The 25,603-nt window shown below is 69.9% G+C and carries 28 protein-coding genes, 1 tRNA gene, 1 pseudogene and 1 riboswitch; of the genes and pseudogenes, 15 read left to right on the top strand and 15 right to left on the bottom strand.

The features are described from left to right. Window positions 1-152 precede the first annotated feature (152 nt). Window positions 153-407 (bottom strand): annotated as a pseudogene (locus MKK75_RS05140) (glycosyltransferase); the annotation flags it as partial. A 300-nt stretch (window positions 408-707) separates the two neighbouring features. Next, a complete protein-coding gene (locus MKK75_RS05135) occupies window positions 708-1,217 on the bottom strand; it encodes a TIGR02281 family clan AA aspartic protease (RefSeq protein WP_244041550.1) in 510 nt (169 codons plus the stop codon). A 234-nt stretch (window positions 1,218-1,451) separates the two neighbouring features. Continuing rightward, a riboswitch (TPP riboswitch) is annotated at window positions 1,452-1,580 on the top strand. Between the two features lie 69 nt (window positions 1,581-1,649). On the opposite strand from MKK75_RS05135, the gene thiO reads away from it, so the two are divergent. The 4 genes from thiO to MKK75_RS05115 are packed head-to-tail and all read left to right on the top strand — an operon-like array spanning window position 1,650 to window position 4,574. Then, complete coding sequence (gene thiO, locus MKK75_RS05130) at window positions 1,650-2,870, top strand: glycine oxidase ThiO (protein ID WP_244041549.1); 1,221 nt, start codon at window positions 1,650-1,652, stop codon at window positions 2,868-2,870. Next, window positions 2,867-3,079, top strand: a complete 213-nt coding sequence (gene thiS, locus MKK75_RS05125; protein ID WP_244041548.1) for a sulfur carrier protein ThiS — start codon at window positions 2,867-2,869, stop codon at window positions 3,077-3,079. The genes thiO and thiS overlap by 4 nt, the downstream gene beginning before the upstream one ends. Before the next feature lie 2 nt (window positions 3,080-3,081). Further along, on the top strand, window positions 3,082-3,885 hold the full coding sequence (locus tag MKK75_RS05120; RefSeq protein WP_244041547.1) for a thiazole synthase: 804 nt from the start codon (window positions 3,082-3,084) through the stop codon (window positions 3,883-3,885). Then, window positions 3,882-4,574 carry a thiamine phosphate synthase gene (locus tag MKK75_RS05115; protein WP_244041546.1) on the top strand — a complete coding sequence of 231 codons (693 nt, stop codon included), beginning with the start codon at window positions 3,882-3,884 and terminating at the stop codon, window positions 4,572-4,574. The genes MKK75_RS05120 and MKK75_RS05115 overlap by 4 nt, the downstream gene beginning before the upstream one ends. Before the next feature lie 156 nt (window positions 4,575-4,730). Here MKK75_RS05115 and MKK75_RS05110 read toward each other — a convergent pair whose 3' ends face one another. The 6 genes from MKK75_RS05110 to map form a co-directional block, all read right to left on the bottom strand. Beyond that, complete coding sequence (locus MKK75_RS05110; protein WP_244041545.1) at window positions 4,731-5,480, bottom strand: peptidase; 750 nt, start codon at window positions 5,478-5,480, stop codon at window positions 4,731-4,733. 42 nt (window positions 5,481-5,522) lie between these two features. After that, a complete protein-coding gene (locus tag MKK75_RS05105; protein WP_244041544.1) occupies window positions 5,523-6,350 on the bottom strand; it encodes a transglutaminase family protein in 828 nt (275 codons plus the stop codon). A 21-nt stretch (window positions 6,351-6,371) separates the two neighbouring features. After that, entirely contained in the window at window positions 6,372-7,319 is a 948-nt protein-coding gene (locus tag MKK75_RS05100) for an alpha-E domain-containing protein (RefSeq protein WP_244041543.1), read from the bottom strand. Between the two features lie 56 nt (window positions 7,320-7,375). Further along, the gene (locus MKK75_RS05095; protein ID WP_244041542.1) at window positions 7,376-8,812 is read right to left on the bottom strand and encodes a circularly permuted type 2 ATP-grasp protein; all 1,437 of its coding nucleotides are present in this window, start codon (window positions 8,810-8,812) and stop codon (window positions 7,376-7,378) included. 96 nt (window positions 8,813-8,908) lie between these two features. Next, window positions 8,909-9,646: a RadC family protein gene (gene radC / locus MKK75_RS05090; RefSeq protein WP_244041594.1), complete on the bottom strand. Its 738-nt coding sequence runs from the start codon at window positions 9,644-9,646 to the stop codon at window positions 8,909-8,911. 15 nt (window positions 9,647-9,661) lie between these two features. Continuing rightward, entirely contained in the window at window positions 9,662-10,489 is an 828-nt protein-coding gene (gene map, locus MKK75_RS05085) for a type I methionyl aminopeptidase (protein WP_244041541.1), read from the bottom strand. Window positions 10,490-10,689: 200 nt separating this feature from the next. Here map and MKK75_RS05080 point away from each other — a divergent pair, with 200 nt between their 5' ends. The 4 genes from MKK75_RS05080 to MKK75_RS05065 all read left to right on the top strand — a co-directional run bounded on the left by MKK75_RS05080 (window position 10,690) and on the right by MKK75_RS05065 (window position 12,865). Next, window positions 10,690-10,947, top strand: a complete 258-nt coding sequence (locus MKK75_RS05080; RefSeq protein ID WP_244041540.1) for a zinc-finger domain-containing protein — start codon at window positions 10,690-10,692, stop codon at window positions 10,945-10,947. Between the two features lie 12 nt (window positions 10,948-10,959). Further along, window positions 10,960-12,153, top strand: coding sequence for an FAD-dependent monooxygenase (locus tag MKK75_RS05075; protein WP_409567528.1), 1,194 nt, complete (start codon window positions 10,960-10,962; stop codon window positions 12,151-12,153). Window positions 12,154-12,187: 34 nt separating this feature from the next. Continuing rightward, a tRNA-Leu gene (locus MKK75_RS05070) sits at window positions 12,188-12,274 on the top strand. 342 nt (window positions 12,275-12,616) lie between these two features. Next, window positions 12,617-12,865 (top strand): flagellar protein, encoded by a 249-nt coding sequence (locus MKK75_RS05065; RefSeq protein ID WP_244041538.1) that lies wholly within the window; start codon window positions 12,617-12,619, stop codon window positions 12,863-12,865. Here the strand turns inward: MKK75_RS05065 and MKK75_RS05060 are convergent. From MKK75_RS05060 to MKK75_RS05045, 4 genes are all read right to left on the bottom strand, one after another. Then, window positions 12,855-13,553, bottom strand: coding sequence for a YoaK family protein (locus tag MKK75_RS05060; RefSeq protein WP_244041537.1), 699 nt, complete (start codon window positions 13,551-13,553; stop codon window positions 12,855-12,857). The two genes, MKK75_RS05065 and MKK75_RS05060, sit on opposite strands and share 11 nt — an antisense overlap. Window positions 13,554-13,678: 125 nt before the next feature. Beyond that, on the bottom strand, window positions 13,679-14,083 hold the full coding sequence (locus MKK75_RS05055; protein ID WP_244041536.1) for a hypothetical protein: 405 nt from the start codon (window positions 14,081-14,083) through the stop codon (window positions 13,679-13,681). A gap of 105 nt (window positions 14,084-14,188) precedes the next feature. Beyond that, window positions 14,189-14,422, bottom strand: a complete 234-nt coding sequence (locus tag MKK75_RS05050; protein ID WP_244041535.1) for a hypothetical protein — start codon at window positions 14,420-14,422, stop codon at window positions 14,189-14,191. 148 nt (window positions 14,423-14,570) lie between these two features. Further along, the gene (locus MKK75_RS05045) at window positions 14,571-15,194 is read right to left on the bottom strand and encodes a carboxymuconolactone decarboxylase family protein (RefSeq protein ID WP_244041534.1); all 624 of its coding nucleotides are present in this window, start codon (window positions 15,192-15,194) and stop codon (window positions 14,571-14,573) included. Window positions 15,195-15,350: 156 nt separating this feature from the next. On the opposite strand from MKK75_RS05045, the gene hrpB reads away from it, so the two are divergent. The 7 genes from hrpB (at window position 15,351) to MKK75_RS05010 (ending at window position 22,565) form a co-directional block, all read left to right on the top strand. Beyond that, entirely contained in the window at window positions 15,351-17,804 is a 2,454-nt protein-coding gene (hrpB, locus tag MKK75_RS05040) for an ATP-dependent helicase HrpB (protein ID WP_244041533.1), read from the top strand. A 44-nt stretch (window positions 17,805-17,848) separates the two neighbouring features. Then, entirely contained in the window at window positions 17,849-18,274 is a 426-nt protein-coding gene (locus MKK75_RS05035) for a PaaI family thioesterase (protein ID WP_244041532.1), read from the top strand. Between the two features lie 75 nt (window positions 18,275-18,349). Beyond that, window positions 18,350-19,573, top strand: coding sequence for an SMP-30/gluconolactonase/LRE family protein (locus tag MKK75_RS05030; protein WP_409567527.1), 1,224 nt, complete (start codon window positions 18,350-18,352; stop codon window positions 19,571-19,573). Window positions 19,574-19,798: 225 nt separating this feature from the next. Further along, a complete protein-coding gene (locus tag MKK75_RS05025) occupies window positions 19,799-20,377 on the top strand; it encodes a DUF1285 domain-containing protein (protein WP_244041530.1) in 579 nt (192 codons plus the stop codon). Continuing rightward, window positions 20,374-21,045 (top strand): CoA pyrophosphatase, encoded by a 672-nt coding sequence (locus MKK75_RS05020; protein WP_244041529.1) that lies wholly within the window; start codon window positions 20,374-20,376, stop codon window positions 21,043-21,045. Before MKK75_RS05025 ends, MKK75_RS05020 begins: the two co-directional genes overlap by 4 nt. Window positions 21,046-21,057: 12 nt before the next feature. Beyond that, window positions 21,058-21,315: a DUF6111 family protein gene (locus MKK75_RS05015; RefSeq protein WP_244041528.1), complete on the top strand. Its 258-nt coding sequence runs from the start codon at window positions 21,058-21,060 to the stop codon at window positions 21,313-21,315. After that, window positions 21,312-22,565, top strand: coding sequence for a CCA tRNA nucleotidyltransferase (locus tag MKK75_RS05010; protein ID WP_244041527.1), 1,254 nt, complete (start codon window positions 21,312-21,314; stop codon window positions 22,563-22,565). The genes MKK75_RS05015 and MKK75_RS05010 overlap by 4 nt, the downstream gene beginning before the upstream one ends. Window positions 22,566-22,625: 60 nt before the next feature. Here the strand turns inward: MKK75_RS05010 and MKK75_RS05005 are convergent, their stop codons facing one another. The 3 genes from MKK75_RS05005 to MKK75_RS04995 all read right to left on the bottom strand — a co-directional run bounded on the left by MKK75_RS05005 (window position 22,626) and on the right by MKK75_RS04995 (window position 25,569). Then, a complete protein-coding gene (locus MKK75_RS05005) occupies window positions 22,626-23,027 on the bottom strand; it encodes a F0F1 ATP synthase subunit epsilon (protein WP_244041526.1) in 402 nt (133 codons plus the stop codon). A 151-nt stretch (window positions 23,028-23,178) separates the two neighbouring features. Beyond that, on the bottom strand, window positions 23,179-24,636 hold the full coding sequence (gene atpD / locus MKK75_RS05000; protein ID WP_244041525.1) for a F0F1 ATP synthase subunit beta: 1,458 nt from the start codon (window positions 24,634-24,636) through the stop codon (window positions 23,179-23,181). Window positions 24,637-24,678: 42 nt separating this feature from the next. Beyond that, window positions 24,679-25,569: a F0F1 ATP synthase subunit gamma gene (locus tag MKK75_RS04995; protein ID WP_244041524.1), complete on the bottom strand. Its 891-nt coding sequence runs from the start codon at window positions 25,567-25,569 to the stop codon at window positions 24,679-24,681. Window positions 25,570-25,603: the final 34 nt, after the last annotated feature.

Raw genomic sequence — 25,603 nt, 5'->3', positions numbered from 1 at the left:
CGGAACAGAAATTCATGTAGAACTCCGCGATAGCGCCAGTTCTTTCTACTGTTTACAAGCTGGGTTCGCCAGTATCGCGTATGTTCGTCAATTATTTGGAATTGATACCCGGAATCGCGCAGCTTCGGCATCGTGAAGCCTTCGGGGATAATCAGTTCGTCATCGGCGTCGATGATCAACACGTAATCCGCGTGGCGCCGCGCGAGCTTCAGGGCCTCGTTTCGATTGAAAGCGAAGTCGACCCATGGCCGCTCGACAAGGACGCCCGGCATGTCGGCCATTGCCGCGCGGACGATGTCCTGGGTTCCATCCGTAGACCCCGTATCGACGACGACCCAGTGATCGATGATCGGGCGGACCGAATCCAGACATCGTCGTATAACGTGCGCCTCATTCTTGACGATCATCGACAAACAGATCGTCTGACCGGCTTTCTTTGTCATCGGTCCGCCCTGCGCATTCGCTTTCGAGTCTCACGAAAATCATCGCGAAGCCTAACACGCCGTTCTGACGGAGCAAAATAATAGATATACAGTGGTTTGTTTGAAATTTTGAAAAAGTAATTGCGCGTTTATCGCCATTTGATAGCAGAAATGCCGGAAATAAAGCAAACGAGCATCGGTTCAAGATGGTGCAAGTGACGGGTCTTCGGCCGTGCCTCAGACCGATACATAGCTAACAGGCCCATCGGACCGGGTCGGGTGCGCTCAGCCCCGGAGCGTCATCGTGCTGCCGGCGACGCTGAAGTCGTGCAGTCGCCTGAGGAACGACATCCCCAGCAGGCTGGTCGCGAGGAGCCCCCGCGGGATCACCACGGCTTCCACGTCCCGCACCGTAATCGAACCGATCTGCACGACCGCGATCCGGATCGGCGCGACGCGCACCGGCCCGTTCGCCGTGTTCCAGACGCGCGTGAAATCCGCCGGATCGACCCGGATCCCAATCCGCGCGGCATCTTCCTCCGAGAAAGCGCAGGCGCTCGCACCGGTATCGACCATCATCGGCAGCGTGCGGCCGTCCAGCAGGGCGTTGACGAAGAAGTGGCCGTTGCGGCCCGCCTGGAGCGCCACGCCTGCTGACACGGTGGCTTGGAGGACCAGCTCGGGCGGCGACGCGACGAGCAGGGCGACCGGGGCCGGGCGCAGGCCCTCCCGCAGCTTCTGGACGGCCATCACGCCCAGAAAGCCGAGCGTGCAGACGAGCAGGATGGTGCGCACGCAGGTCCGCCTGTGACGTGGAGAGGCTGCCGAACGGGGAAATACCCAGGGTCCGAGCGATGACACCGCAGACCCATGAAGGGATCATGCGCACAGATCACGGAGGCGGCGTCGAGAAAACCCAATCCCTCGGGTTTGGTATCCAGACCGTGACCGCAATCCCGGATTGTCGCCCGAGACGAGGCCTTATCCCGGAGGCGGGGTTGACCGGCGGCGCGCGGACGCCCAAATCTCACGTGTTCCAGGGAGATCCCCGGCAAGGGGCTGAGAAACCGCTGGCACGTCCGTCAGGACCTGCGGCGCGGAAATCCTTCGAACCTGATCCGGCTCACACCGGCGTAGGGATTGGACCTCGGCCGCCCGCAGGGCAGGCCACAGCTTCTCACCGAAGCCCCGGCCCGATCTCCACGTCGGAACCCTGTGGAGAGACGCGTGTCCCTGGACCGCCCCCCGTCACCGATCGGACACCGCCGCGGCCCCGCAGTCGCGGTCAAGCAGGCCCTTCGACCCGACGCCACCGACATCGCGGTCGTCGGCGGCGGGCTGATCGGCCTGTCGATCGCGTGGCGGCTCGCCCGCGCGGGCCATTCCGTCACCGTGCTGGAACGCGAGACGATCGGCGCGGGGGCGAGCCTCGCCGCCACCGGCATGCTGGCGCCCGCCGCCGAGCACGAGCCGGGCTCCGATCCGCTTCTGCCGCTCGCCCTCGACTCGCTGCGCCGCTGGCCGGCCTTCCGCGATGCCCTGGAGGCCGAGGCCGGCCTGGCGATCGATTACCGCCCGGACGGCACGCTGGTCCTGGCGGTCGGCCGCGATGAGGTCGAGCGCCTGCGCTTCCGCTACGATCTCCAGCGCCGCTCGGGGCTCGATGCGACGTGGCTGCCCGGCAGCGAGGTCCGGCGCCTGGAGCCGGGCCTGCGCCCCTCGGTCACCGCCGGGATCCACTGCCCGATGGATCATCAGGTCGATCCATGCCGCGTGATGGCTGCCCTGGCGGAGGCCTGCCGGCGCACCGGCGTCTCCCTGATCGAGCATGCCCCGGTCACCGCCCTCGACTGGTCGGGGGGCCGCATCGCGGGCCTTCGCGTGGGCGATCACGACCTCAAGGCCGGGACCGTGATTCTAGCCTCCGGCGCCTGGAGCGGGGAGGGCGGGCTGCTCCCCGACACGTTGTCCCTGCCGGTGCGGCCGCTGAAGGGCCAGTCCCTGGCCCTGCGCACTACGGCCCGCACGGGCACGCTCGGCCGGATGGTCTGGACCGAACAGGTCCACATGGCCCCGAAGAGCGATGGGCAGCTCATCGTCGGCGCCACCGTGGAGGATTGCGGCTTCAGCCCCGGCATCACCGCGGGCGGCCTCTACGCGCTGCTCGAAGGCGCGCGCCGGGTGTTGCCCGGGATCGAGGAGATGGAGGTCGCGTCCGTCTGGAGCGGCTACCGGCCGACCTCGGACGACGACGCGCCGATCATCGACACGCTGGCGCCCGGCCTCGTCGCCGCCACGGGCCATCACCGCAACGGCTACCTGCTCGCCCCCGTCACCGCCGACGCCGTGGCCGCGCTGGTGACCGAGGGCGCCTTGCCGGAGGTGGCCCGCCCCTTCACCCGGGCGCGGTTTGCGCGGCCAGACGAGCCCCGGAGGGCGACGGCATGAAGCTGTTCATCAACGGCGAGCCGCGCGAGCGCGACGCCGTGACCGTGGACGCCCTGTTCCGCCAGGAGGCGGATGAGGGGGGCATCGAGAGCCCCCAGGGCGTCGCCATCGCGCTGAACGGCCGAGTGCTGCGCCGCCGGGACTGGGGCGTGACCCCGGTCGCCGAGGGTGATCGCGTCGAGATCGTCCGCGCCATGCAGGGAGGTTGAGCATGGACCACACCATCACGCCGCTGCGCCACGAGACCGGGACCGACAGCTTCACCGTCGCCGGGGTGAGCCTGTCCTCCCGGCTGTTCATCGGCACGGCCGGCTATCCGACGCAGGCGATCCTGCGCGACGCCGTCGAGGCGAGCGGGGCCGAGGTGGTGACCGCCTCAATCCGCCGGGTCTCGCTGCAGGGCCACGGCTCCGACACGGTGTCGATGCTGAAGGGCAAGCGCTTCCTGCCGAATACCGCCGGCTGCGAGACCGCCCGCGACGCGATCATGACCGCCGAGCTGGCCCGCGAGGCGCTCGACACCAACTGGATCAAGGTCGAGGTGATCGGCGACCGCGAGACGCTCTACCCGGACGTCGCCGAGCTGATCGAGGCTTGCCGCCACCTCGTGGATGACGGCTTCGTGGTCCTGCCCTACTGCAACGACGATCCGATCGTCTGCCAGCGCCTGGAGGATCTCGGCTGTGCGGCGGTGATGCCGATGGGCTCGCTGATCGGCTCCGGGATGGGGGTGGCCAACCCGGCCAATCTCGCGCTGATCTGCCGCCGGGCGACGGTGCCGGTGGTGGTCGATGCCGGGATCGGCACCGCCTCGGACGCGGTGATCGCCATGGAACTCGGCGCCTCGGCCTGCCTGATCAACACGGCGGTCGCCAAGGCCGACGATCCGGTTCGCATGGCCCGCGCCATGCGCCGGGCCGTGGAGGCGGGACGGGACGCGCATTGCGCCGGCCGGATCCCGCGCCGCGGCCGGGCCGAGCCGTCGAGCCCGCAGCTCGGCCTCGTCGGCTCGTGAGGGCGCTGCCGTCGCCGCTGCTGGCGGTGACGGACCGGCACGGCCACGCACGGTCGCTTGCTGAGACCGTGCAGGCGATCCTGGACGGTGGCGGGCGCTGGATCTGGTTCCGCGACCGCGACCTGGAGCCGGCGGAGCGGCTTCGCTTGGGTGAGGTCGTGGCCGCACGCGTCAGGGCCGCAGGCGGATCCCTGACGGTTGGGGGTGATGTCGCGCTCACGCGCGTTCTCGGCGCCGACGGGGTGCATCTCGGCGGTGGGTCCGGCCCGGAAGCGATCGCGGCGGCGCGGGACGCGCTGGGGGCGGGGGCGCGGATCGGCGTCTCGGTCCACGCGCCGCAGGAGGTTGCGCAGGCCGCGGCGGCGGGCGCCGATTACGTGACGCTCAGCCCGATTTTTCCGTCCGCGAGCAAGCCGGGCTACGGGCCGGCACTCGGTTCCGGGGGCCTCGTTGCCGCCCGGAGGACTGGGCTGCCGGTGGTGGCGCTCGGCGGCATCGGACCCGACACGGTCGCGAAGTGCCGGAGGGCTGGGGCGGCGGCCGTCGCCATCATGGGCGGGTTGATGCGGGCCGGCGATCCGGCTGCAGCCGCCCGGGCTTTGCTGCAAGCCTGGGGCGAACAAAGCGCGGGCAACCCGGATAGCGAAGGCCCGGTACCGCGGGGATCCGGTCCATCCACCTCATCCTGAGGTGACCGCGAAGCGGGCCACGAGAGAGGGCTGCAGGGATCGCGCGGCAGGCTGGAGGCCTCTTCGAGGCCTTCGCTGTGCTTCGGCACCTCCGGATGAGGGGGGGGTGAATGAGATGCCGCCAACTGAACGCTCCGCACGCCGCGTGATACTTCGCTACTTCTCCGAAGGCCCATAGGGCGGCCGCGGGATCGCCCGGTGCGCCGCCCGCAGAGCCGCCGACCAGCGCTCGCGCAGATCGTGGAAGTAGCCCTCGCCGGCTTCGATCCGGTGGTTCACCTCCGGATCGAGCGCGTTCCGGCGCGCCACCGCGATGTCGATCGGCAACCCCACGCCCAGATTCGACCGCATGGTCGAATCCATCGAGACCAGGCTGACCTTGAGGGCGTCGTAGAGATCGGTCCGGTAGGTCACCGCCCGGTCGAGGATCGGCTTGCCGTACTTGTGTTCGCCGATTTGGAGGAACGGCGCGTCCATGCTGCACTCGATGAAATTGCCCGCCGAGTAGATCAGGTAAAGCCGCATCTCGCCGGTACCGATCTGGCCGCCGAACAGCAGCGAGATCGAGAAACGGATGTTGGCCGCCTCGAACCCGTCCTTCTCGATCATCCGGACCCGACGGATCGCCCGGCCGATGAGCTGCGCCGCCTGGAACATGGTCGGCGCCTCGACCAGCCTCTGGGGCGGCTCGTCCTCCTCGCCCGGGACGCCCTCCTGCAGCAGGCTCAACACCGACTGGGTGATCGACAGGTTGCCGGCCGAGGCCAGCATCATCACCCGCTCGCCCGGCACGTTGAAGTGGTGCAGCTTGCGATAGGTCGAGATGTCGTCGAGCCCCGCATTCGTGCGGGTGTCGGCGACCATCACCAGCCCGTCCTCGACCAGGACACCGACGCAGTAGGTCATCGTCTTCGGGCTCTCGTGCGGCCGGGGCCGGTGTCGGGGGAATCAGGACTGTATTGCGGCCCTGCCTTGCTCGACGCGGAGCTTCACGTCCAGTGTCTCGGTGCCGCCGCCGGTACGGCTGCCGCGGATCGGCGCGGCGCTGAGATAGTCGAGTCCCGAGGCGATCCGGATATAGCTGTCGGACGGGCTCATGACGAAGCACGGATCGAACGCGACCCAGCCGAGATCCGGCACCAGCGCCTCGGCCCAGCCGTGCGGCGCTTCGACCGCGGCCTCGCCGTCGTCCCGGGCACGGTAGCCCGCCACGTAGCGCGCCGGGATGCCGATGTGGCGCGCCGCCGCGATGAAGACGTGGGTCAGATCCTGGCAGATGCCCCGCCCCGCCGCGAAGGCCTTGCCGGCCGGGACGGCGTTCGCGGCCGGACCCGGCTCGAACGCCACCGCTTCGGGGACGGCCTCCATCAGGCGGTGGAGCAGCGCCAACGGTGCAGCGTCGCCCGCCGTGGCGACGCGCTCGGCGAAGACGTGCAGCTCGGGGTTCGCCGCACAGAGATCCGTATCGCGCAGGTAGAAGGGATCCGGCAGCCGCTCGATGGTACCGCGCACGACGCCCTGCGTGTCCTCGGTGTCGACCGCGCCGGTGACCCGGATGGTCAGGGCCTCGGCCGGTTCGTCCGGGGTGAACCAGTGGACGAGGTTTCCGAACCCGTCCTCCCGCGCGGTCAGCCGGCCGTCGACCGTGGTGTCGATCCGCCAGGATCGCACGTACTGCCCGTCATGGTCCCGGGGCGTCATCCGCAGGACCTGCACGAGCCCGCGGGCCGGCTGCTCGTAGGTGTAGATGGTCTCGTGGACCACGCGGATGCGCATGCGCCGTCCCGTCCGTGTTGCTCAGCCGACCAGATACTGCTTGGCGATGGCCTCGCCCACCCCGTTGTTCTCGGCGACGAACGCCTGAACGAACTCGTGCAGGCCCGAGGCGAACACCCGGTCGATATCCTCGCCCTCAAGCTTGGCCAGCATGTTGCCCGCGAGCCGCTGGCTCGGTCCCCGGCGGCCATAGGCGTCGGCGATCAGGTCGAGATACTCGACGATCACGCCGTAGCAATTGGCGAAGGAGCGCGGCATTTGCTTGTTCAACATCAGCAGGTCCGCCACCAGCAGCGGCTTGACGCTCTCCCGATAGACCCAGTGATAGGCGTTGAAGGCCGAGACCTCGCGCAGGATCGTGGTCCACTGGAAGTAGTCGAGGCTGCCGCCGACCGTCTCGTCGTGGGGGAGCAGGATCTGGTATTTCACGTCGAGGATGCGGGCCGTGTTGTCCGCGCGTTCGATCGCCGTGCCGAGCCGGGTGAACCAGAACGCATCGTTGCGCAGCATCGTGCGAAAGGCCGAGCCGTCGAAGGTCAGCGAGACGGTCTTCACCCAGTCGAGGAAGCGCCCGAACTCGTCGCGGTTCAGGTCCTTGCCGGCGTAGTTGCGCAGTTCGAGCCACGCGCCGTTGATCGCATCCCACATCTCGGTGGTCAGCGCCGTGCGGACCGAGCGGGCGTTCTCCCGGGCCGCCTCGATGCAGGTGCGGATCGAGGACGGGTTGTGCGGGCTGAAGGCCAGGAAGTCGCAGACCGTGTCGGCGTTGACCGCGCTGTAATGGGTCCGGAACGCCTCCGGGTCGCCCGCCGAGGCGAGGGCGGAGTCCCACTCGTTGCCCTCACCGCCGCCGTAGCTCGTCGGCAGCGAGGCGAAGCGGTGCGCCGCATCGAGGATGCGCGCGACGAAATCGGCGCGCTCGACGTAGCGCGAGAGCCAGAAGAGGTTGTCGGCAGTCCTGGAGAGCATTCTTTTTCAGCCACGTCAGGCGGTCCGGGCCGCGGAGCGTCGGGTCCTCGTGAATCTCAGGCGTCGAGCACCCAGGTATCCTTGGTACCACCGCCCTGGCTCGAATTGACCACCAGGGAGCCCTCCTTCAGCGCCACCCGGGTCAAGCCGCCCGGGACGATGCGGATCTGGTCGGCCCCGCACAGAACGAACGGCCGCAGGTCCACGTGCCGCGGCGCGACCCCCGAGGCCACGAAGGTCGGGCAGGTGGAGAGCGCGAGGGTCGGCTGGGCGATGAAGCCGTCCGGGGCATGCTTCAGCTTCTTGGCGAAGTCGTCGATCTCGCGCTTGCTCGCGTGGGGCCCGACCAGCATACCGTAGCCGCCCGAGCCGTTGACCTCCTTCACGACGAGTTCGGAGAGGTTGTCCATCACGTATCCGAACGCCTCCTTCTCGCGGCAGCGGTAGGTCGGCACGTTGTGCAGGATCGGCTCCTCGCCGGTGAAGAATTTCACGATCTCCGGCATGTAGCTGTAGACCGCCTTGTCGTCCGAGATGCCGGTGCCGACCGCGTTGGCCAAGGTCACCGAACCGCGCTCGTAGGCGTTCATCAGGCCGGGCACGCCCAGCACCGAATCCGGGCGGAAGACCAGCGGATCCAGGAAATCGTCGTCGAGGCGGCGGTAGATCACGTCGACCCGCCGCGGACCCTCGGTGGTGCGCATGTAGACCACGTCGTCCCGGGTGAAGAGGTCGGACGCCTCCACCAGCTCGACGCCGAGCTTGTCGGCCAGGAACGAGTGCTCGTAGAAGGCCGAGTTGTAGCGTCCCGGGGTCAGCAGCACCACGGTGGGATCCCGCGTGGCCGAGGTCGGGGCGAGGCTGCGCAGGGTTGCAAGCAGCGCATCGGGATAGTTCTCCACCGGCGCGACCCGGTGCTTCGAGAACAGGTCCGGGAACAGGCGCAGCATCACCTCCCGGTTCTCCAGCATGTAGGAGACGCCGGACGGGATGCGGGCATTGTCCTCCAGCACGAAGAAGTCGTTCTCGCCGGTGCGCACGATGTCGATGCCGGCGATGTGGACGTAGAGGTCGTGCGGCACCCGGAACGAGCGCATCTCCATGCGGTAATGCGCGTTGCGGTAGACGAGATCGGCCGGGATGATGCCGGCCTTGATGCATTCCTGAGCGCCGTACACGTCCTTCAGGAACAGGTTGATGGCGGTGACCCGCTGCTTGAGCCCGCGCTCCAGGAACGACCATTCCGGTTTGGTGATCACCCGCGGGATGATGTCGAACGGGATCAGCCGCTCGGTGGATTCGTTGTCGCCGTAGACCGCAAAGGTTATGCCGATCCGGCGGAACAACAGCTCGGCCTGGCTGCGGCGGGTGTTGAAATGCTCGGGCGGCGTCGCGTCGAGCCACGCCTTGAGCTGGCCGTAGGCGTCGCGGATCGCGGCCGGATCGGTGCTGGTGCCGAGCCCGCTCATCTCGTCGAAGGCCGTCGCCGCCATCCCACTCCTCCCTTACGCTCCCGCTTCTGAGGCAAGAGGCGCGCCATCCGTTCATGGCTATATGCGCGCTCGACAACGCTCAAGGCGTCCGGAGGATCAGATCAGTTTCAGGCCTTTCAGGCTGGCATGTCCGTTTCGCCCCAGGATGACGTGATCGTGCACGACGATCTTCAGGGGCGTGAGGACGGCGATGACCTCGCGGGTCATCGCGACGTCGGCGGCGGAGGGGGTCGGATCGCCGGACGGGTGATTGTGGGCGAGGATGATGGCGGTCGCCGAGAGTTCCAGCGCGCGCCGGGCGACCTCGCGGGGATAGACGGGGGTGTGATCGATGGTGCCGCGCCCCTGCACCTCATCAACGATAAGGTGGTTGCGCTTGTCGAGGAACAGGATCCGGAACTCCTCGCGCGGCGCGAAGGCCATGGTGGCGCGCAGGTATTCGTGGAGCGCGCCCCACGAGCTCAGCATTTCGCGCTCGCGGATCGCCCCCCGGGCGAGGCGCCTGCCGGCAGCCTCGATCACCTTGAGGTCGGAGGCCACGCCGGCGCTCACGCCCGGCACCTCCATCAGCCGCGCCGGCTCGGCGCTCAGCACCTCGGCGAAGCTGCCGAACCGGGCGACCAGAGCTTTGGCCAGCGGCTTCACGTCCCGCCGCGGGATCGCCCGGAACAGGACCAGTTCCAGAAGCTCATAATCCGGCAGCGCGTCGCCCCCCGCCGCCGCGAATTTTTCGCGCAGCCGGTCGCGGTGGCCGTGATAGTGCGGCTCCTCCTTCGCCAGAGACGCCGCCTCGGCGCTGTCGGCGAACAGCCCCGCCCCGACTTCATCCGGCAGCGGCGCCACGGGCGATCAGACGGCGGGATTGACGGGCTGGTGCAGCCCCTTGGGCGAGAGCGTGAAGATCTCCACGCCCGTCTCGGTGACCGCCACCGTGTGCTCGAACTGGGCGGAGAGCGACCGATCGCGGGTGACCGCGGTCCAGCCGTCGCCCAGCACCTTCACGGCGGGGCGGCCGAGGTTGATCATCGGCTCGACCGTGAAGAACTGGCCGGGCTTGAACGGCACGTCGTAGCTCGCCTCGACGTAGTGTAGGATGGTCGGCGCGTCGTGATAGGTGCGCCCGAGGCCGTGGCCGCAGAAATCCCGCACCACCGAGCAGCGCTCGCCCTCCGCGTAGGCCTGGATCGCCCGGCCGATATCGTTGGTCGAGCCGCCCGGCTTCACCGCCGCGACGCCGCGCATCAGCGCCTCGTAGGTGATCTCGCACAGGCGCTGCGCCTTGCGGGGCACCCCGCCGACATAGGCCATCCGGCTCGAATCGCCGTGCCAGCCGTCTAGGATCAGACAGATGTCGAGGTTGACGATGTCGCCCTCGCGGAGCGGCTTGTCGTTCGGGATGCCGTGGCAGACCACGTGGTTGATCGAGGTGCAGATCGATTTCGGATAGCCGCGGTAGAGCAGCGAGGCCGGGTAGGCGCCGTGATCCATGGCGAATTCGTAGGCGAGCTTATCGAGCGCCTCGGTGGTGACGCCGGGCTGCGTCGCCTCCATGAGCAGATCGAGGGCCTCGGCGGTGAGGCGCCCCGCGCGGCGCATGCCTTCAAAGCCCTCCGGGCCGTGGATCGGGGGCTCGGGGGCGCGGCGCGTCCCCTGCGCGGTGGCCTGTTCCTGCTGCATGGCGTGACTTTTCGCGGGCGTCATCAATCGGGCGTGCGACGTATGTACGGTGCGCGGCGCGACAGGCCAAGCGGCGTCCCACGCACGGGTGAGCGAGGCTTGCGCCGGCCGCGGGGCTGGCGGCATAAGCGGCCGTGAGGCGCCCGGGGGCGCGCGGGCAGATTCGCCGCGCGGTCGGTTGCGGGTCAGGCGAGGGCCGGATGGCAGGCAAGGCGGTACCCCACTTCCACAACGAGCCGGGCGTCCCGGTGATCGCCGTGGGGGTGAAGGAGTTCATGTGCATCGGCGCGCTGCCGCCGTTCGACCATCCGCACGTCTTCCTCGACATGGGCGCCGACACCGAGATCATCTGCCAGTACTGCTCGACGCTCTACCGCTACCGCGCCGGCCTGAAGCCGGATCAGGCGGATCCGCAGGCTTGCGTCTGGCACGACGACGCCAAGCTCGCCGCGGAGTAGGCGCTCCCGGCCGTGTCCTCCGACAGTCGACCTTTGCGGATCGGAATCGTCGGGGCCGGGATCGGCGGCCTGACGGCGGCCCTTGCGTTGTCCGACGCCGGCCACGCCGTCACGGTGATCGAGCGCCGCACCGGCTTCAGCGAGGTCGGGGCGGGGATCCAGATCTCGCCCAATGCCAGCCGTGTCCTCGGCGCCCTCGGCCTTTCGGCGGCCCTGCGCCGGGCTGCGAGCGAGCCGCCGGGCGTCGCGGTGCGCGCCCTCGCCAGCGGCCGCAGCCTCGGCGGCGTCGCCCTCGGCCCGGATGCGCAGACGCGGTTCGGCGCCCCCTACTACGTGATCCACCGGGCCGATCTGCAGACCCTCCTGCTCGACGCCCTGCGCGGGCGGCCCGCGATCCGCCTGATGATGGGCCGCACGGTCACGGGCTTCAGCGAGGCGGAGACCGCGGTGCAGCTCGCGGCCGAGGGGGCGAGCGGCGTGCAGGAGCTGGCCTTCGATCTCTTGATCGGGGCCGATGGGCTGCGCTCGCGCCTGCGCGACCGGCTCGATCCGGCGCGGCTCCAGCCGGGCCATGCGGCGGCGTGGCGGGCCCTCGTCCCGATCGATGCCGTGCCGGACGCCCTTCGCGGGCCGGCGACGGGCCTGTGGCTCGGCCGGAACCGGCACGTGGTGCATTACCCGGTGCGCGACGCCCAGTATCTCAACGTCGTGGCGGTCGTCCCCGAGGCGGTGGGCGACGAGGGCTGGGGCCGGCTCGGTGAGCCCGCCGTGCTGCGAAAATTCTTCCGCACCTGCGCCGAACCGCTGCGCGAGCTCCTCGCCGTGCCGGATTCCTGGCTGGTCTGGTCGCTGGCCGACCGGGCGGTGGCGCGGCCGCTGGCCCGCGGGCGGGTGGCGCTGCTGGGCGATGCGGCGCATCCGGTCCTGCCCTACCTCGCGCAGGGCTCCGCCCTGGCGATCGAGGATGCCGCGGTGCTGACGCACGCGCTGGCCGCCCACCCGAGCGTGCCGACGGCGCTCGCCGCCTACGCTGCGGCGCGCGCGGCCCGGGTCCGGCGCGTCCAGAAGGCGGCCCGCGCCAACGGCCGCACCTACCACGCGCGGGGTCTCATCGCGCTCGCCCGCAACACCGTGATGGCCCGGCTCGGCCCCGACGGCATGCGCGACCGCTACGCCTGGCTCTACGGCTGGACGCCCCCGGCTTGATCGCGGGGGCGGCGCCCGGTACCGAGGAGCCGATGCGGACGTGGCGGAACCGGTAGACGCACGAGACTTAAAATCTTGCGGCCGCAAGGCCGTGCGGGTTCGAGTCCCGCCGTCCGCACCACATGTTGCAGCCGTCCGGATCGGGACCTTGAGGCTGGTTCGAGCCCGCTTCCTTCAGCAAGCCGAAGCACGTTGCGCCAACGCCGGAGTCGCGCTCATACAAAGCCATGACGAATGACGCGCCGACCCCCGAGGACAATCTGATCTTGCGTCAGATGACCGGCCAAAGGGCTTGCAGCCTTTTGGAAACCCAAGATCTGGCGTTCGTGGTGAACTCCGTCTGCGTTAAGACTCAATAACACGCGCTCGACGACAGACGATCACCGATATGCTTTGCATTTGAGCGATCGTCTCAACCCACCCGCAGCACCTTCCTGGCACAAACGGCATTCGGAGGTTCCGCATGATCGACGCCCTTCAGACCGCCTTCACCGGCATGGCCCGCGCCACAGACCGCCTCGGCGCCGCCGCGCAGACTATCGCATCCGCCGGAGCGAGCGCTTCGGGCACCACCTTGGAGCCCGCCACGCAGGTGGACCTGTCCGACGCCGCCGTCGAGCTGCTCGGGGCCAAATCGGCCTTCGCGCTGAACACCGCCGTGGCGCGGACCGCCGACCGGATGACCGGTCAGCTCCTCGACATCAACGCCTGAGCGCCGGCAGCGCCAGGGCGGCCAGGATCGCCGCCGCCGCGAACAGCAGTGCTACGCCCACCGCGCGGTAGGCGACGACGCCCACCAGACCGCCCGCGAGGAACGATCCGACGGTCAGCAGGTGGAGCTGCAGCCGCACTGGGTCGTAGCGCTTGAGCGGCACCCGGTCGGGCGCGCCGCGATCAAGCCAGCGCGCGAGTTCGATGCCGATATCGGTGATCATCCCGGTGACGTGCGTGGTGCGCACCCGTGCCTCCGAGATCTTGGTCACCGCCGCGTTCTGCAGGCCCATCGTGAAGCTCAGGCCCAGCACCAGGGCGTGGCCCCGGATCGGCTCGTCGAGCGGCAGCGCCACGAGCCCGAGGACCACGAGGCAGAGCGCCTCCGCGCAGACGCTGTAGGCGTGGGAGCCTCGGACGGACCTGCGGCGGCGGTAGCGGATCAACAGCGTCGAGGCGGCGGAGCCCAGCACGAACAGCAGGACGAGCAGCAGCGCCTCCGCGGCCAGGGCGACGTCGCCGGTGCCCGTCCGGTCGGAGATCGCCGAGACGTTGCCGGTCATGTTCGAGGCGTAGAGGCCGACCGCGTAGAACCCGGCCGTGTTCAGCGCACCGGCCACCGCCGCCAGGGACAGGCCGAGCCTCCGGTCGGCTTCGGGGGTACGTGTTATGCCTTCGTGAACCAGCATCGGATCGTCTTATGGCGCGGGGCCTGAACACCCGGTTCACGCCCCGCGAAACTGGGCTGACACAACCCGTCTCGGCACCGGGCTCCGAGGGGGACCCATCCCGCAAGACCGGGCCCGGAGACAGCTCACCAGCCGCCGTAGGCGCGATATCCGTCGCCGCGGTAGCCGATATCCCAGTCGCAATCCCGGCGCCAGCGACGGGCCGGGCCATAGCTCACCGGAACGCGCTCGTAGGTCACGGTCCGGCGCGTCGCGTAGACCGGACCGTCCTCCTCGTAGGCCCGGTAGGCCGGCGCCGGCCGCACCACCACGGGCGCGTCGCCGTAGCCGCCATAGCGGTAGCCGTCGTAGCCGTATCGGTAAGCGGGCGTCGCGTGGGCCTGAGTCGCGGCACCGATCAGGGCGCCGGCCGCGAGGCCGCCGATGAGGCCCGCCGCGATGGCGCCGCCGCCGCGCGCCTCCGCGGTCGAAGACACCAAGCTGCCCGCGCCGATCAGCGCGGCGGCCGAAAGCAAAGCGAAGCGTGTCATGATCTGTCTCCGAATGAAGCGGGCGGTCCGAACCGTCCCGGATCATGAACCGGATGATGTCGCCACGCCGCTGCATCGAGCCTGAACTGCGTTTGCGGCAACCGTTCAGCTTGCGGGACTCTGCGCGGAGGCGGGCGATTCGCGGATGTAGCCCCGCGAGATCAGCCGGCTGCGCTCGCGGGTGCGCCGCTCGGCCTCCATCAGGTCGGACAACGCGTCGGCGATCGCGCAGCGCAGGGCGATCCCGGCATCGCCGCCGGCAAAGCCGAGATACGCGCTGCTGATCGCCTCGACGGGACAGGCGTGAGTGTCGCGCACGGCTTCAGCTGCAATCCGCATCGTGTTCTCCTCCTCGCACTCGGAACGGAAAGAGAACGAGCCAGAATGGTTAACGCTTCGTCAACGCGCCCGCGGCGGCCTCGTCGAGGACCGCCATAGCCTGTGGATATCGGGGTTTCGCCTCCCCGGGCGCTGTGGATAAGCCGGCTCAATCCGGCAGGCGGGGCAGGGGCTGGCCGTCCTTGGGAATCGGGTAGCGCGCCGCGTTCAGCTCCATGGCGAGCAGCGTGTAGTAGCCCGAGATCGCCGCCAGATCGACGATCGCCGGCTTGCCGAAGCGGGCCTCGGCCCGGGCGAAGGTTGCGTCCGAAACGCGCTTGGTGTCCTGCAGCTCGGAGGTGAACTCGTACACGATGGTCTCGTCGTCGCTCATCCGGGCCGGGCGGCGCCCGTCGCGGATCGCCGCGATGATGTCGGCCGAGATCCCCGCCTTCTCGGCGATCGGGGCGTGGACGTACCATTCGTAATCCTGGGTCCAGCGCCGTGCGGTCATCAGGATCACCAGTTCCGACAGGGTCGTGCCGATCTTAGGCTTGAAGCGCAGGTAATCGCCCATCGAGCGCGCGAGCGTCATGACCTCCGGCGAGTACATCAGCGGCTGGAAGGGGCCGAAGGGCGGCTTGCCCCGGGCCTGCGCGAAGGATTCGGACGCCTGCTTCTGCTCGGGGGTATAGTCCTGCGGCGGGATCGTCGGCAGCCTGTCCTGCGCGCGGGCGGCGCTTAGCGCGAGGGGCAGGGCGGCCAGGGCCAGGACAGTCCGGCGAAAGCGCATCGTTTCACTCCCGAGTCTTTTGGATACGTTCAAGCTTCGCGTCCGACCGGCTGAGAGGCCAGCGTCCGGCGGCCGAATCGGTATCGAACACGACCCGCCGTCACCGGATGGCCGGGTTGTTGCGCGCGGCGGGACTCCGCGCCATCAGCGGTAACGATGCCCGATCTCCAGACCGCATTGCCGATCGAGGCGGCGCTCCCCGCCCTGCGCGACGCCCTCGCGGCGCGCAACGCCGCCGTGCTGGTGGCCCCGCCGGGGGCCGGCAAGACCACGCGCGTGCCGCTCGCTCTATTGGATGCGCCGTGGCTCGACGGCCGGAAAATCATCCTGCTGGAGCCCCGTCGGCTCGCAGCCCGGGCCGCCGCCGCCCGGATGGCGCAGAGTCTCGGCGAGCCGGTCGGCGGCACGGTCGGCCTGCGCGTGCGGCTCGGCTCGAAGATCTCAGGCCGGACCCGGATCGAGGTGGTGACCGAGGGCGTGTTCACGCGGATGATCCTCGACGATCCGGAACTCGCCGGCATCGGCGCAGTGCTGTTCGATGAGTTCCACGAGCGCTCCCTCGACGCCGATCTCGGCCTCGCGCTCGCCCTCGACGCCCAGGGCGGCCTGCGCGAGGATCTGCGCCTCCTCGTCATGTCGGCGACGCTCGACGGTGCCCGAGTCGCGCGGCTGATGAACGACGCGCCCGTGGTCACCTCGGAGGGCCGGGCCTTCCCGGTCGAGACCCGCCATGTCGAGCGCGACCCGAACCGGCGGATCGAGGAGGCCGTGGCCGAGGTCACGCTGCGCGCCCTACGGGCGGATCCGGGCTCGGTGCTGGTGTTCCTGCCAGGACAAGCCGAGATCCGCCGGACCGCCGATCTGCTGGCCGGACGCGTCGATCCCGGCGTGGTGCTGGCCCCCCTCTACGGCGCCCTCCCGCCGGCCGAGCAGGATCGGGCCGTCGCCCCGGCGCCGCCCGGAAGCCGCAAGGTCGTGCTGGCCACCAGCATCGCCGAGACCTCGCTGACGATCGAGGGCGTGCGGATCGTCGTCGATTCCGGGCTCGCCCGGGTGCCGGTCTACGAGCCCGGCCTGGGCCTGACGCGGCTCGTGACCGCGCGGGCCTCCCGGGCCTCCGTGGATCAGCGGCGGGGCCGCGCCGGGCGGACCGAGCCGGGCCTGTGCTGGCGGCTCTGGTCGGAGGCCGCCACCAACGCCCTCGAACCGTTCGCGCGGCCCGAGATCCTGTCGGCCGATCTGGCGGGTCTGCTCCTCGACTGCGCCGCCTGGGGTGTGGCCGATCCGCGGAAGCTCGCCTTCCTGGACCCACCGCCGGCCCCCGCGCTGGCGGAAGGCCGCGCTATGCTGGCGGAACTCGGCGCCCTCGATCCGGACGGCCGGCTGACGGAGACCGGCGCGCGCCTGCGCGCCCTGCCGCTGCCGCCGCGGCTCGCCCGGATGGTCACGGTCGCGTCCATGTCCGGGCAGGCCCGCGCCGCCGCCGACCTCGCGGCCGTGCTGGTCGAGCGCGGCCTCGGCGGCGACGACGCCGATCTCGATACGCGCGTCGAGCGGTTCCGCCGCGACCGGGGCGGGCGGGCGGCCGACATGCGCCGGCTCGCCGAGGGCTGGGCGCGGATCGCGGGTCGCGGCAAGGACGCCGGACCGGTGCCGGCCGGCCGGCTCCTGGCGCTCGCCTACCCGGATCGCGTGGCGCGGGCGCGGGGCCGCGACGGCGAGTTCGTGATGGCGAGCGGCCGCGCCGGCCGCCTCGACCCGGCGAGCCCGCTCGCCCGGGAGACCCATCTGGTCGTCGCCGACCTCGCCGGCTCGGCCGGCAACGCCCGCATCCTGGCCGCGGCGGCGATCGAGGGCGCAGCCATCGAGGACCTGTTCGCCGACCGCATCGAATCGCGGACCGAGATCACCTTCGACTCCCAGGCCGCCGCGCTCAGGGCCCGGGCGAACCGGCGGCTCGGCGCCGTCAGCCTCGGTGCGCGGCCCCTGCCGGTTCCGAGCGATCTGGACAGCGCGACGATCCTGGCCCGGGGCATCGCCGGCCTCGGGCTCGACCGGCTCCCCTGGACGCCGGCCCTGTCGCAATGGCGCGCCCGGGTGCGCTTTCTCCACGCGGCGGAGGGCGATGCCTGGCCCGATCTGGCGGACGACGCGCTGGCCGGGACCGTGGAGACGTGGCTCGCGCCCTTCCTCGTCGGGCGCGCGTCCCTCGCGTCGGTCACCGCCGACGACCTCGCCGCCGCTCTGCACGGCCTGCTGCCCTGGGAACTCCGCACCCGGCTCGACGCGGAGGCGCCGACCCATGTGGACGTACCCACCGGATCGCGAATAGCGGTGGATTATGCCGCCGACGAGCCCGCCCTTTCGGTGCGGGTGCAGGAGCTGTTCGGCCTCGACCGGCACCCCCGGGCCGGCGGCCGGCTGCTCGTCCTGCACCTGCTGTCGCCGGCCCATCGGCCGATCCAGATCACCCGCGACCTCCCGGGGTTCTGGCGCGGTTCCTGGGCGGCGGTGCGCGCCGAGATGCGTGGGCGTTATCCCCGCCACCCCTGGCCGGAGGATCCGCTCGCCGAGGCGCCGACGCGCCGGGCAAAACCCCGGGGAACCTGACGGCACCCGCCGGTTTCCAGAGCCGCACGGAGACGGACGACACGATGACCAGCGAGAGCGACCCCTTCGACCCGGACGATGCGGGCTGGACCTCCATCGAGAACGCGGGCTTCATCGGGCATGTCGGCCCGCTGCACTGGCGCGCCGACGACGGCGCCTACGCGTTCCGCGCGGAGCAGAAACACGCCAACCTGATCGGCGTGGTTCATGGCGGCATGCTGATGAGCTTCGCCGACCGCGCGCTCGGGGAGGCGGCCATGCGGGCGGCCGACGGCGCGAATTGCGTGACGATCCAGCTCGAGATGAAGTTCATCGCCGTCGGCCACCTCGGTGACTGGATCGGCTTCCGTCCGCAGGTGGTCAAACGGACCGGCTCGCTCGTCTTCATGCGTGGCGACGTGCGCGCGGGAAGCCGGCTGCTGGCCTCGGCGGACGGGGTGTGGAAGATCCTTCGGCGCCGGTCGAGTTGACGAGAACAGGATTCCTGTCTCAAGATCGGACACAGCGCGCCGGAGAGGCACGCGAGGGCGAACCGGGGGGATCGCATGCAGGGGATGAGCAAGAATTCGGTGGCGTTCGAAGAGCCGCGCGGGCTCGCGACACCGTCGCGCCGCTCGCTTCTGGCCGGGTTGAGCCTCGCGCTGGGCTCGGCCGGTCTGGCTGCGGCCGAACCCGCGCCGCCCAGCACCATCACGAACCCGCCGCGGGACTTCCGCCCCAATGCTGCCCCCACCATCTACTTCACCGATCCCGACGTGCTCGCGGTCGATCCGGCCTTCGAGGCCTACATCGTACCCAACAGCGCGATCCGCCGCCTCTGGACCGGGGCGCTCTGGGCCGAAGGGCCGGCCTGGAACGCGGTCGGCCGCTTCCTGGTCTGGAGCGACATCCCCAACAACCGCCAGCTCCGCTGGCTGGAGGAGGACGGGCACGTCTCGACCTTCCGCATGCCCAGCAACTATGCGAACGGCAACAGCTTCGATCGGCAGGGCCGCCAGCTCGCCTGCGAGCACGCCAGCCGCCGCGTGGTCCGCTACGAGCTCGACGGCTCGGCCACGGTGCTGGCCGATGGCTTCGAGGGCAAGCCGTTCAATGCACCCAACGACGTGGTCCAGCACGCGGACGGCGCGTACTGGTTCACCGATCCGCCCTACGGCGCGCTGCTTTACGAGGGCCTGCCGGACGAGGCGGGCGGCCCCTCGAATCCGCAGGGCCATCTCAATCCGCGCCTCGGGGAGCCGGCCGGGGTCGCGCTGAAGCGGCGGGCGCTGCCCAACGCGGTCTACCGGATCGACCCGTCGGGCCGGATCGACCGGGTGCTGACCGACGAGCAGGTGCCGGATCCGAACGGCCTTTGCTTCTCCCCCGATGACCGGATCCTTTACGTCTGTTCCACCGGCAAGGGCCCCGGCGATACCGGCCCCGGCGGCAAGGGTGAGATCTACGCGTTCGACCTCGCCGATGGCGGCAGACCCTCGAATCGGCGCCTGTTCGCGGATTGCGTGGTGGACGGCATCAAGTGCGGGCCGGACGGCCTGCGGACCGATGTCGACGGCAATGTCTGGGCATCGAGCAACGCGGGCCGGGCGGTCGGCTACAACGGGGTGACGGTCTGGAGCCCGGCGGGCAAGCTGATCGGGCGGATCCGACTGCCCGAGGTCTGCGGCAACCTCACCTTCGGCGGCCCGAAGCGGAACCGCCTGTTCATGGCGGCCAGCCAGTCCCTCTACGCCGTGACGGTGAACACCCAGGGCGCCGGGCCGGCGTGAGTTCCGGTCGCGATCCTGGGTATCCGAAGGGCTGAAGCCCAGCCCTTTGGCAGGTTCTCAGGACGGAGACTCGCGATCCCGACCGGGCTTCGAATTCTCCGCGCGACGCGGACCGCCCGGCGTCCCCGTGAATCACGCGCCGATTGGTCGCGCCTGGAATTCCCCCGGGCTCGGTCGGGTCCGTGCCATGGCTGTCGGGCCGGTCGGACGCTATCTGTAGCGGGCATGAGCGAGGATTCCGCCGACCCGACCCTGAACCGCCTCAGCGCCGCCCTCGGCGATCTGCCGACCCGGGGGCCGCCGCCTGTGGAGCGCTGGAACCCGCCCTATTGCGGCGCGATCGACATCCGCATCGCCGCGGACGGAACGTGGTACCACACCGGCACGCCGATCCGCCGGCCGAAGCTCGTCCGCCTGTTCTCCAGCATCCTCCGGCGCGAGCCGGACGGGCGCATCGTGCTGGTGACGCCGGTGGAATGTGTCGGCATCACCGTCGAGGACGCACCGTTCGTGGCGGTCGAGATGGCGGTCGACGGGTCCGGGCAGGGCCGGCGCATCGCGTTCCGGACCAACGTCGACGACCTCATCCCGGTCGATGCCGAGCATACCCTGCGCTTCGCGGAGGCGGCGGACGGGGCCTTGAAGCCCTATCTCCATGTCCGGGCCGGTCTCTGGGCGCTCGTCACCCGGGCGCTGACCTACGACCTCGTGGATCTGGCCGAGCAAGGCATGCTCGACGGAGAGCCCTGGCTCGGGCTCTGGGCCGGCGGCCTGTTCCATCCGATCGCGCCGGCCGCCGCGTGAGCGACGCCATCGCCGATTTCCTCGCCCGCGCCGCCTCCGGCCTGTCGCCGCACCCGCCGGGGCCGGACGATCAGACGTCCAATCCGCGGGGCGATCACAGCCTCGATCCGGATGGTTCGGCGGTGATCCCGCCGCCGCCGCACCGACGGGCCGCCGTGCTGGTGCCGGTGGTGTTCCGGCCTGAGGGGCCGGGCCTGATCCTGACGCAGCGCGCGGCGAATCTCCGCGATCATTCCGGCCAGGTCGCGTTGCCGGGGGGCAAGATCGACCCGTCCGACCCGGATCCCGCCGCCGCGGCGCTGCGCGAGGCCGAGGAGGAGATCGGCCTCGACCCGGCTTCGGTGCGCCTCGTCGGCTACATCGATCCCTACCTGTCGGGGACCGGCTTCCTGGTCACGCCGGTGATCGGGCTCGTCGCCCCGGAGGCGACGATGCGGCCGAATCCGGCCGAAGTCGCCGACCTGTTCGAGGTGCCGCTGCCGGTGCTGATGGACCGGGAGCGCTACCGCCTGCGGTCGCGCGTGTGGCAGGGGCGAACCCGCTACTTCTACGCCCTGACCTTCGGCGAGCGGCTGATCTGGGGCGTCACGGCCGGGATCCTGAACAACCTCCGCGAGCGGCTCTATCCGGATTCCGAACCGGACCGGATCCGCCGCTCGGCCGGGTAGGGACGAACCGCCATGCTGCGTCGCGTCCTCGAAGAGTTCGGCCTCTTCCTCATCCCCTTCGCGCTGTTTCTGGTCTATCTCGTCCTGGCCGGCCGCAACCCGCTGCGCCGCGTCCACTGGGATGCCCAGATCTTCCGCCTCGTGCTCGCCGGGTTGACCATCGTGATCGCGACCCTCGTCTACGAAGGCCTGTTCTCCGAGCGCCGCGCCGGCGGCTACGTGCCGACGCATATGGAGAATGGCCGTCTGGTCCCCGGCGGCTTCCGGTGAGGCGAAACCTCGACCATGGCGGACTGACCGCGCTCCTCGCCCGCCCGGGCGTGCGTCAGACGCTCGCGGCCCTGGACGAAGCGGGCTCCGAGACCCGGCTGATCGGCGGCTGCGTCCGCGATGCCCTGCTCGGGATCGCCGCCGCCGATATCGACCTCGCCACCACCCTGTCGCCTGAGGCCGTGATGGCGCGGGCCCGCGCAACTGGCCTCAAGGCGGTGCCGACGGGGATTAAGCACGGAACCATCACCCTGATCACCGGGGACGGGCCGATCGAGGTCACCACGCTGCGCGAGGATATCGAGACCGACGGCCGCCACGCCGTCGTTCGGTTCGGCAGCGATTTCACCAGGGATGCGGAGCGCCGCGACTTCACGGTCAACGCCCTCTCGCTCGGGCGGGACGGGCAGCTCCACGACACGGTCGGCGGACGGGCGGATCTGGAGACCGGGCGGGTGCGCTTCATCGGCGACCCGGCGACCCGGATCCGGGAGGATGCCCTGCGGATCCTGCGCTTCTTCCGCTTCCACGCCCGATTCGGCGGCGGGGCGCCCGACGCCGCAGCGCTGAGCGCCTGCATGGCCGCACGGGACAGTTTGGCTCGGCTCTCGCGGGAGCGGATCCGCGACGAGTTCTTGAAGCTGCTGGCGGCCTCCGGCGGCCCCGCGATGGTCGTGATTCTGAGCGGGACCGGCTTGCTACAACGGATCACCGGCGGCGTCGGCGAACTCGGCCGGCTGCGGCGGGCCGCCGAGGCCGGGCTATCGCCCGTGCTGCGTCTGGCAGCGGTAGCCGTCGGCGCGCGGCACGATGCGGATCGGCTGCGCGACCGGCTGCGACTCTCGAATCTGGAGCACGGCCAGCTCACGGGCTACGCCGACGCGCTCGCGGCCCTGCACGGCCGGGCGATGGTCGATGGGGCGGCGGCCAGGGCCCTGGCCGCCGAGCACGGCGTGCCGATGCTGAACGGGGCGCTCCGGATCCTGGCGGGCGAACCCCGGCCGGAACTTGCGGATGACGTGCGGCCGGTGCTGCGGTCTTTGGAAGAAGCCGGGGGCACACCGATGTTCCCGTTAGCCGGCGCCGATCTGCTGGCCGGGGGGCTGAGACCGGGTACGGCGATCGGCCGCGGGCTTGCCGCAGCACGCAAACTCTGGCTGGATCGCGGCTGTCCAACGGGCCCGGATGCGCGGTCCGACTTGCTGGCCCTTGCACTCGCCGCGGCCCGAGAAGCGACGAGCGACCCGTAGCCGCACTGCGTCACCGGAGGAGATTATCCTCCGGACAAGGCAATGCGATCCGGAACGGTCTTAGAGCTTGAGCAGCGCCTTGGTTTCCTTGAGCTGGACGATCTGGCCGTTCAGCTCCTCGCGCTTCTGCAGATCCTCGGTGGCGTCGCGCTGGATCTCGACGGCCTCGATGTCCCGGTCGAGGGAATCCTGCGTCAGCTCCTCAATCGGAGCGGCGCGCTCGGCCAGCACGGTCACGGCGGTCGGGCCGATATCGGCGAAGCCGCCGCGGACATAGATCCGCTTGCCGCTGCCCTGGCTCTCGGTGACCACGATGACGCCGACCCGCAGGGAGGTCAGAACGGGCGCATGGCCAGGCATGACGGTCATCTCGCCCTCGGTGCCGGGCAGCTGAACGGCGGTCACCTCGCCGGAATACAGCGTCCGCTCGGGGCCGACGAAATCGAAGTGGAAGGTGGCCATCGGTCTCTAGCTTCCCGAACCCGCAACGCGCGCTCCTCCCCCTCGCGGGGAGGCGTTGGAGATGGGGGTGGTGCAGACGGCACCGCAACGCTCAATCCTGAAGCACCCCCACCCCGACCCCTCCCCGTAAGCGAGAGGGGAGGGAGCGGCCTTACGCCGCCTTGAGCTTCTTGGCCTTCTCCTGGGCCTGCTCGATCGTGCCGACCATGTAGAAGGCCGCCTCGGGCAGGTCGTCGTAATCGCCGTTCACAAGGCCCTTGAAGCCCTTGATGGTGTCCTCGAGCGGCACCTGCACCCCCGGCGACCCGGTGAACACCTCGGCCACCGAGAAGGGCTGCGAGAAGAAGCGCTCGATCTTGCGGGCGCGGGCGACTGTCAGCTTGTCGTCCTCGGACAGCTCATCCATGCCCAGGATCGCGATGATGTCCTGAAGCGCCTTGTAGCGCTGCAGGGTCTGCTGGACGCGGCGGGCGACGTCGTAGTGCTCCTCGCCGAGGATCGCCGGCGAGAGCATGCGCGAGGTCGAGTCCAACGGATCCACGGCCGGGTAGATGCCCTTCTCGGCGATCGAGCGCGACAGCACGGTCGTGGCGTCGAGGTGGGCGAAGGAGGCGGCCGGGGCCGGGTCGGTCAGATCGTCGGCCGGCACGTAGATGGCCTGCACCGAGGTGATCGAGCCCTTCGTCGTGGTGGTGATGCGCTCCTGCAGGGCGCCCATGTCGGTGGCGAGCGTCGGCTGGTAGCCCACCGCCGAGGGGATGCGGCCGAGGAGCGCTGACACCTCGGAACCGGCCTGGGTGAAGCGGAAGATGTTGTCGACGAAGAACAGCACGTCCTGCCCCTCGTCGCGGAACTGCTCCGCGATGGTCAGGCCGGTCAGCGCCACGCGCGAGCGTGCGCCGGGCGACTCGTTCATCTGGCCGTAGACCAGGGCGCACTTGGAGCCCTCGGCCGAGCCGTTATTCTCCTTCGGGTCCAGGTTCACCTTGGACTCGATCATCTCGTGGTAGAGGTCGTTGCCCTCGCGGGTACGCTCACCCACCCCGGCAAAGACTGAATAACCACTATGCACCTTGGCGATGTTGTTGATCAGCTCCATGATCAGCACGGTCTTACCGACGCCGGCGCCGCCAAACAGGCCGATCTTGCCGCCCTTGGCGTAGGGCGCCAGCAGGTCGACGACCTTGATGCCGGTGACCAGGATCTGCGCCTCGGTGGACTGATCGGCGTAGGACGGGGCCGGCTGGTGGATGGCGCGGTAGGTGTCGCAGACCACCGGGCCGGCCTCGTCGATCGGCTCGCCGATGACGTTCATGATCCGGCCCAGCGTGTTCATGCCGACCGGAACCTTGATGGGCTCACCGGTGTCGGTGCATTCCTGCCCGCGGGTCAGGCCCTCGGATGTGTCCATGGCGATGCAGCGCACGGTGCTCTCGCCGAGCTGCTGGGCCACCTCGAGGACGAGGCGGGCACCGTTGTTCCGGGTCTCCAGCGCGTTCAGGATCTCGGGCAGGTGGCCCTCGAACTGGACGTCGACCACGGGGCCGATGACCTGGGTGATCTTGCCGGTCTTGTTGGAGCCGGCGCCGGGGAGTGCGGTGTTCGCCATCGTGTACCTACCCTTCAAGCTGTGCGGTCAGGTCGCGGTGCCTCAGAGGGCTTCCGCACCCGAGATGATCTCGATCAGTTCCTTGGTGATCATGGCCTGACGCGTCCGGTTGTAGATCAGCGTCTGCTTCTTGATCATCTCGCCCGCGTTGCGGGTCGCCGAGTCCATGGCGCTCATGCGCGCGCCCTGCTCGGAGGCGGCGTTCTCCAGAAGCGCCCGGTAGATCTGCACCGTCAGGTTCTTCGGCAGCAGAGTCTCGAGGATCGCCTCCTCGGAGGGCTCGAACTCCAGGGCGGCGTTGCCGGCGGCGGACTTCGCGGTCGCGTCGGTTTCGGGCAGCTCGGCCGGGATCAGCCGCTGCCCGGTCGGGATCTGCGAGATGACCGAGCGGAACTCGGAGTAGAACAGCGTCGCGACGTCGAACTCGCCCGCCTCGAAGCGGGTCAGGATCTTATCGGCGATCTCAGCCGCGAACGGGTAATCCACCGGCCGATTGCCACGGATATCCATGCTCTCGATGATCTGGTCGCGGTACTGGCGGCGCAGGACGTCGTAGCCCTTCTTTCCGACCGTCATGATCTTCACGGTCTTGCCCTCGGCCATGAGCTTCTGGGCGTATTCGCGCACCGCCAGCCGAACGATCGAGGAGTTGAACGCGCCGCACAGGCCGCGGTCGCCCGTGCAGACCACCAGCAGGTGCGTCTGCTCCGAGCCCGTGCCGGAGAGCAGCTTCGGCGCGCCGACGCCGCCCACGAGGTTGCCGGCGAGGTTGCCGAGCACCGCCGACATCTTCTCGGCGTAGGGACGGCCCGCCTCGGCGGCCATCTGCGCCCGGCGCAGCTTGGCGGCGGCGACCATCTGCATGGCCTTGGTGATCTTCTGCGTCGCCTTCACCGAGGTGATGCGGTTGCGCAGATCCTTCAAACTCGCCATCGGGTGCGGTCCAGGTCCATTTGAAAGGGCCTCT

Source organism: Methylobacterium sp. J-030 (assembly GCF_022829545.1).
Taxonomy (GTDB): Bacteria; Pseudomonadota; Alphaproteobacteria; order Rhizobiales; family Beijerinckiaceae; genus Methylobacterium.
Note: the sequence above shows the minus strand (reverse complement) of the source record. Positions and strands in the feature narration are given on the sequence as shown.

Bases quoted from the DNA above. Each gene is read 5' to 3' on its own strand.
- thiS (WP_244041548.1), top strand. From the start codon at position 2,867: ATGAAGCTGTTCATCAACGGCGAGCCGCGCGAGCGCGACGCCGTGACC.
- MKK75_RS05120 (WP_244041547.1), top strand. From the start codon at position 3,082: ATGGACCACACCATCACGCCGCTGCGCCACGAGACCGGGACCGACAGC.
- MKK75_RS05110 (WP_244041545.1), bottom strand. From the start codon at position 5,480: ATGACCTACTGCGTCGGTGTCCTGGTCGAGGACGGGCTGGTGATGGTC.
- MKK75_RS05105 (WP_244041544.1), bottom strand. From the start codon at position 6,350: ATGCGCATCCGCGTGGTCCACGAGACCATCTACACCTACGAGCAGCCG.
- MKK75_RS05100 (WP_244041543.1), bottom strand. From the start codon at position 7,319: ATGCTCTCCAGGACTGCCGACAACCTCTTCTGGCTCTCGCGCTACGTC.
- MKK75_RS05095 (WP_244041542.1), bottom strand. From the start codon at position 8,812: ATGGCGGCGACGGCCTTCGACGAGATGAGCGGGCTCGGCACCAGCACC.
- map (WP_244041541.1), bottom strand. From the start codon at position 10,489: ATGCAGCAGGAACAGGCCACCGCGCAGGGGACGCGCCGCGCCCCCGAG.
- MKK75_RS05080 (WP_244041540.1), top strand. From the start codon at position 10,690: ATGGCAGGCAAGGCGGTACCCCACTTCCACAACGAGCCGGGCGTCCCG.
- MKK75_RS05065 (WP_244041538.1), top strand. From the start codon at position 12,617: ATGATCGACGCCCTTCAGACCGCCTTCACCGGCATGGCCCGCGCCACA.
- MKK75_RS05060 (WP_244041537.1), bottom strand. From the start codon at position 13,553: ATGCTGGTTCACGAAGGCATAACACGTACCCCCGAAGCCGACCGGAGG.
- MKK75_RS05055 (WP_244041536.1), bottom strand. From the start codon at position 14,083: ATGACACGCTTCGCTTTGCTTTCGGCCGCCGCGCTGATCGGCGCGGGC.
- MKK75_RS05050 (WP_244041535.1), bottom strand. From the start codon at position 14,422: ATGCGGATTGCAGCTGAAGCCGTGCGCGACACTCACGCCTGTCCCGTC.
- MKK75_RS05045 (WP_244041534.1), bottom strand. From the start codon at position 15,194: ATGCGCTTTCGCCGGACTGTCCTGGCCCTGGCCGCCCTGCCCCTCGCG.
- hrpB (WP_244041533.1), top strand. From the start codon at position 15,351: ATGCCCGATCTCCAGACCGCATTGCCGATCGAGGCGGCGCTCCCCGCC.
- MKK75_RS05035 (WP_244041532.1), top strand. From the start codon at position 17,849: ATGACCAGCGAGAGCGACCCCTTCGACCCGGACGATGCGGGCTGGACC.
- MKK75_RS05030 (WP_409567527.1), top strand. From the start codon at position 18,350: ATGCAGGGGATGAGCAAGAATTCGGTGGCGTTCGAAGAGCCGCGCGGG.
- MKK75_RS05025 (WP_244041530.1), top strand. From the start codon at position 19,799: ATGAGCGAGGATTCCGCCGACCCGACCCTGAACCGCCTCAGCGCCGCC.
- MKK75_RS05015 (WP_244041528.1), top strand. From the start codon at position 21,058: ATGCTGCGTCGCGTCCTCGAAGAGTTCGGCCTCTTCCTCATCCCCTTC.
- MKK75_RS05005 (WP_244041526.1), bottom strand. From the start codon at position 23,027: ATGGCCACCTTCCACTTCGATTTCGTCGGCCCCGAGCGGACGCTGTAT.
- atpD (WP_244041525.1), bottom strand. From the start codon at position 24,636: ATGGCGAACACCGCACTCCCCGGCGCCGGCTCCAACAAGACCGGCAAG.
- MKK75_RS04995 (WP_244041524.1), bottom strand. From the start codon at position 25,569: ATGGCGAGTTTGAAGGATCTGCGCAACCGCATCACCTCGGTGAAGGCG.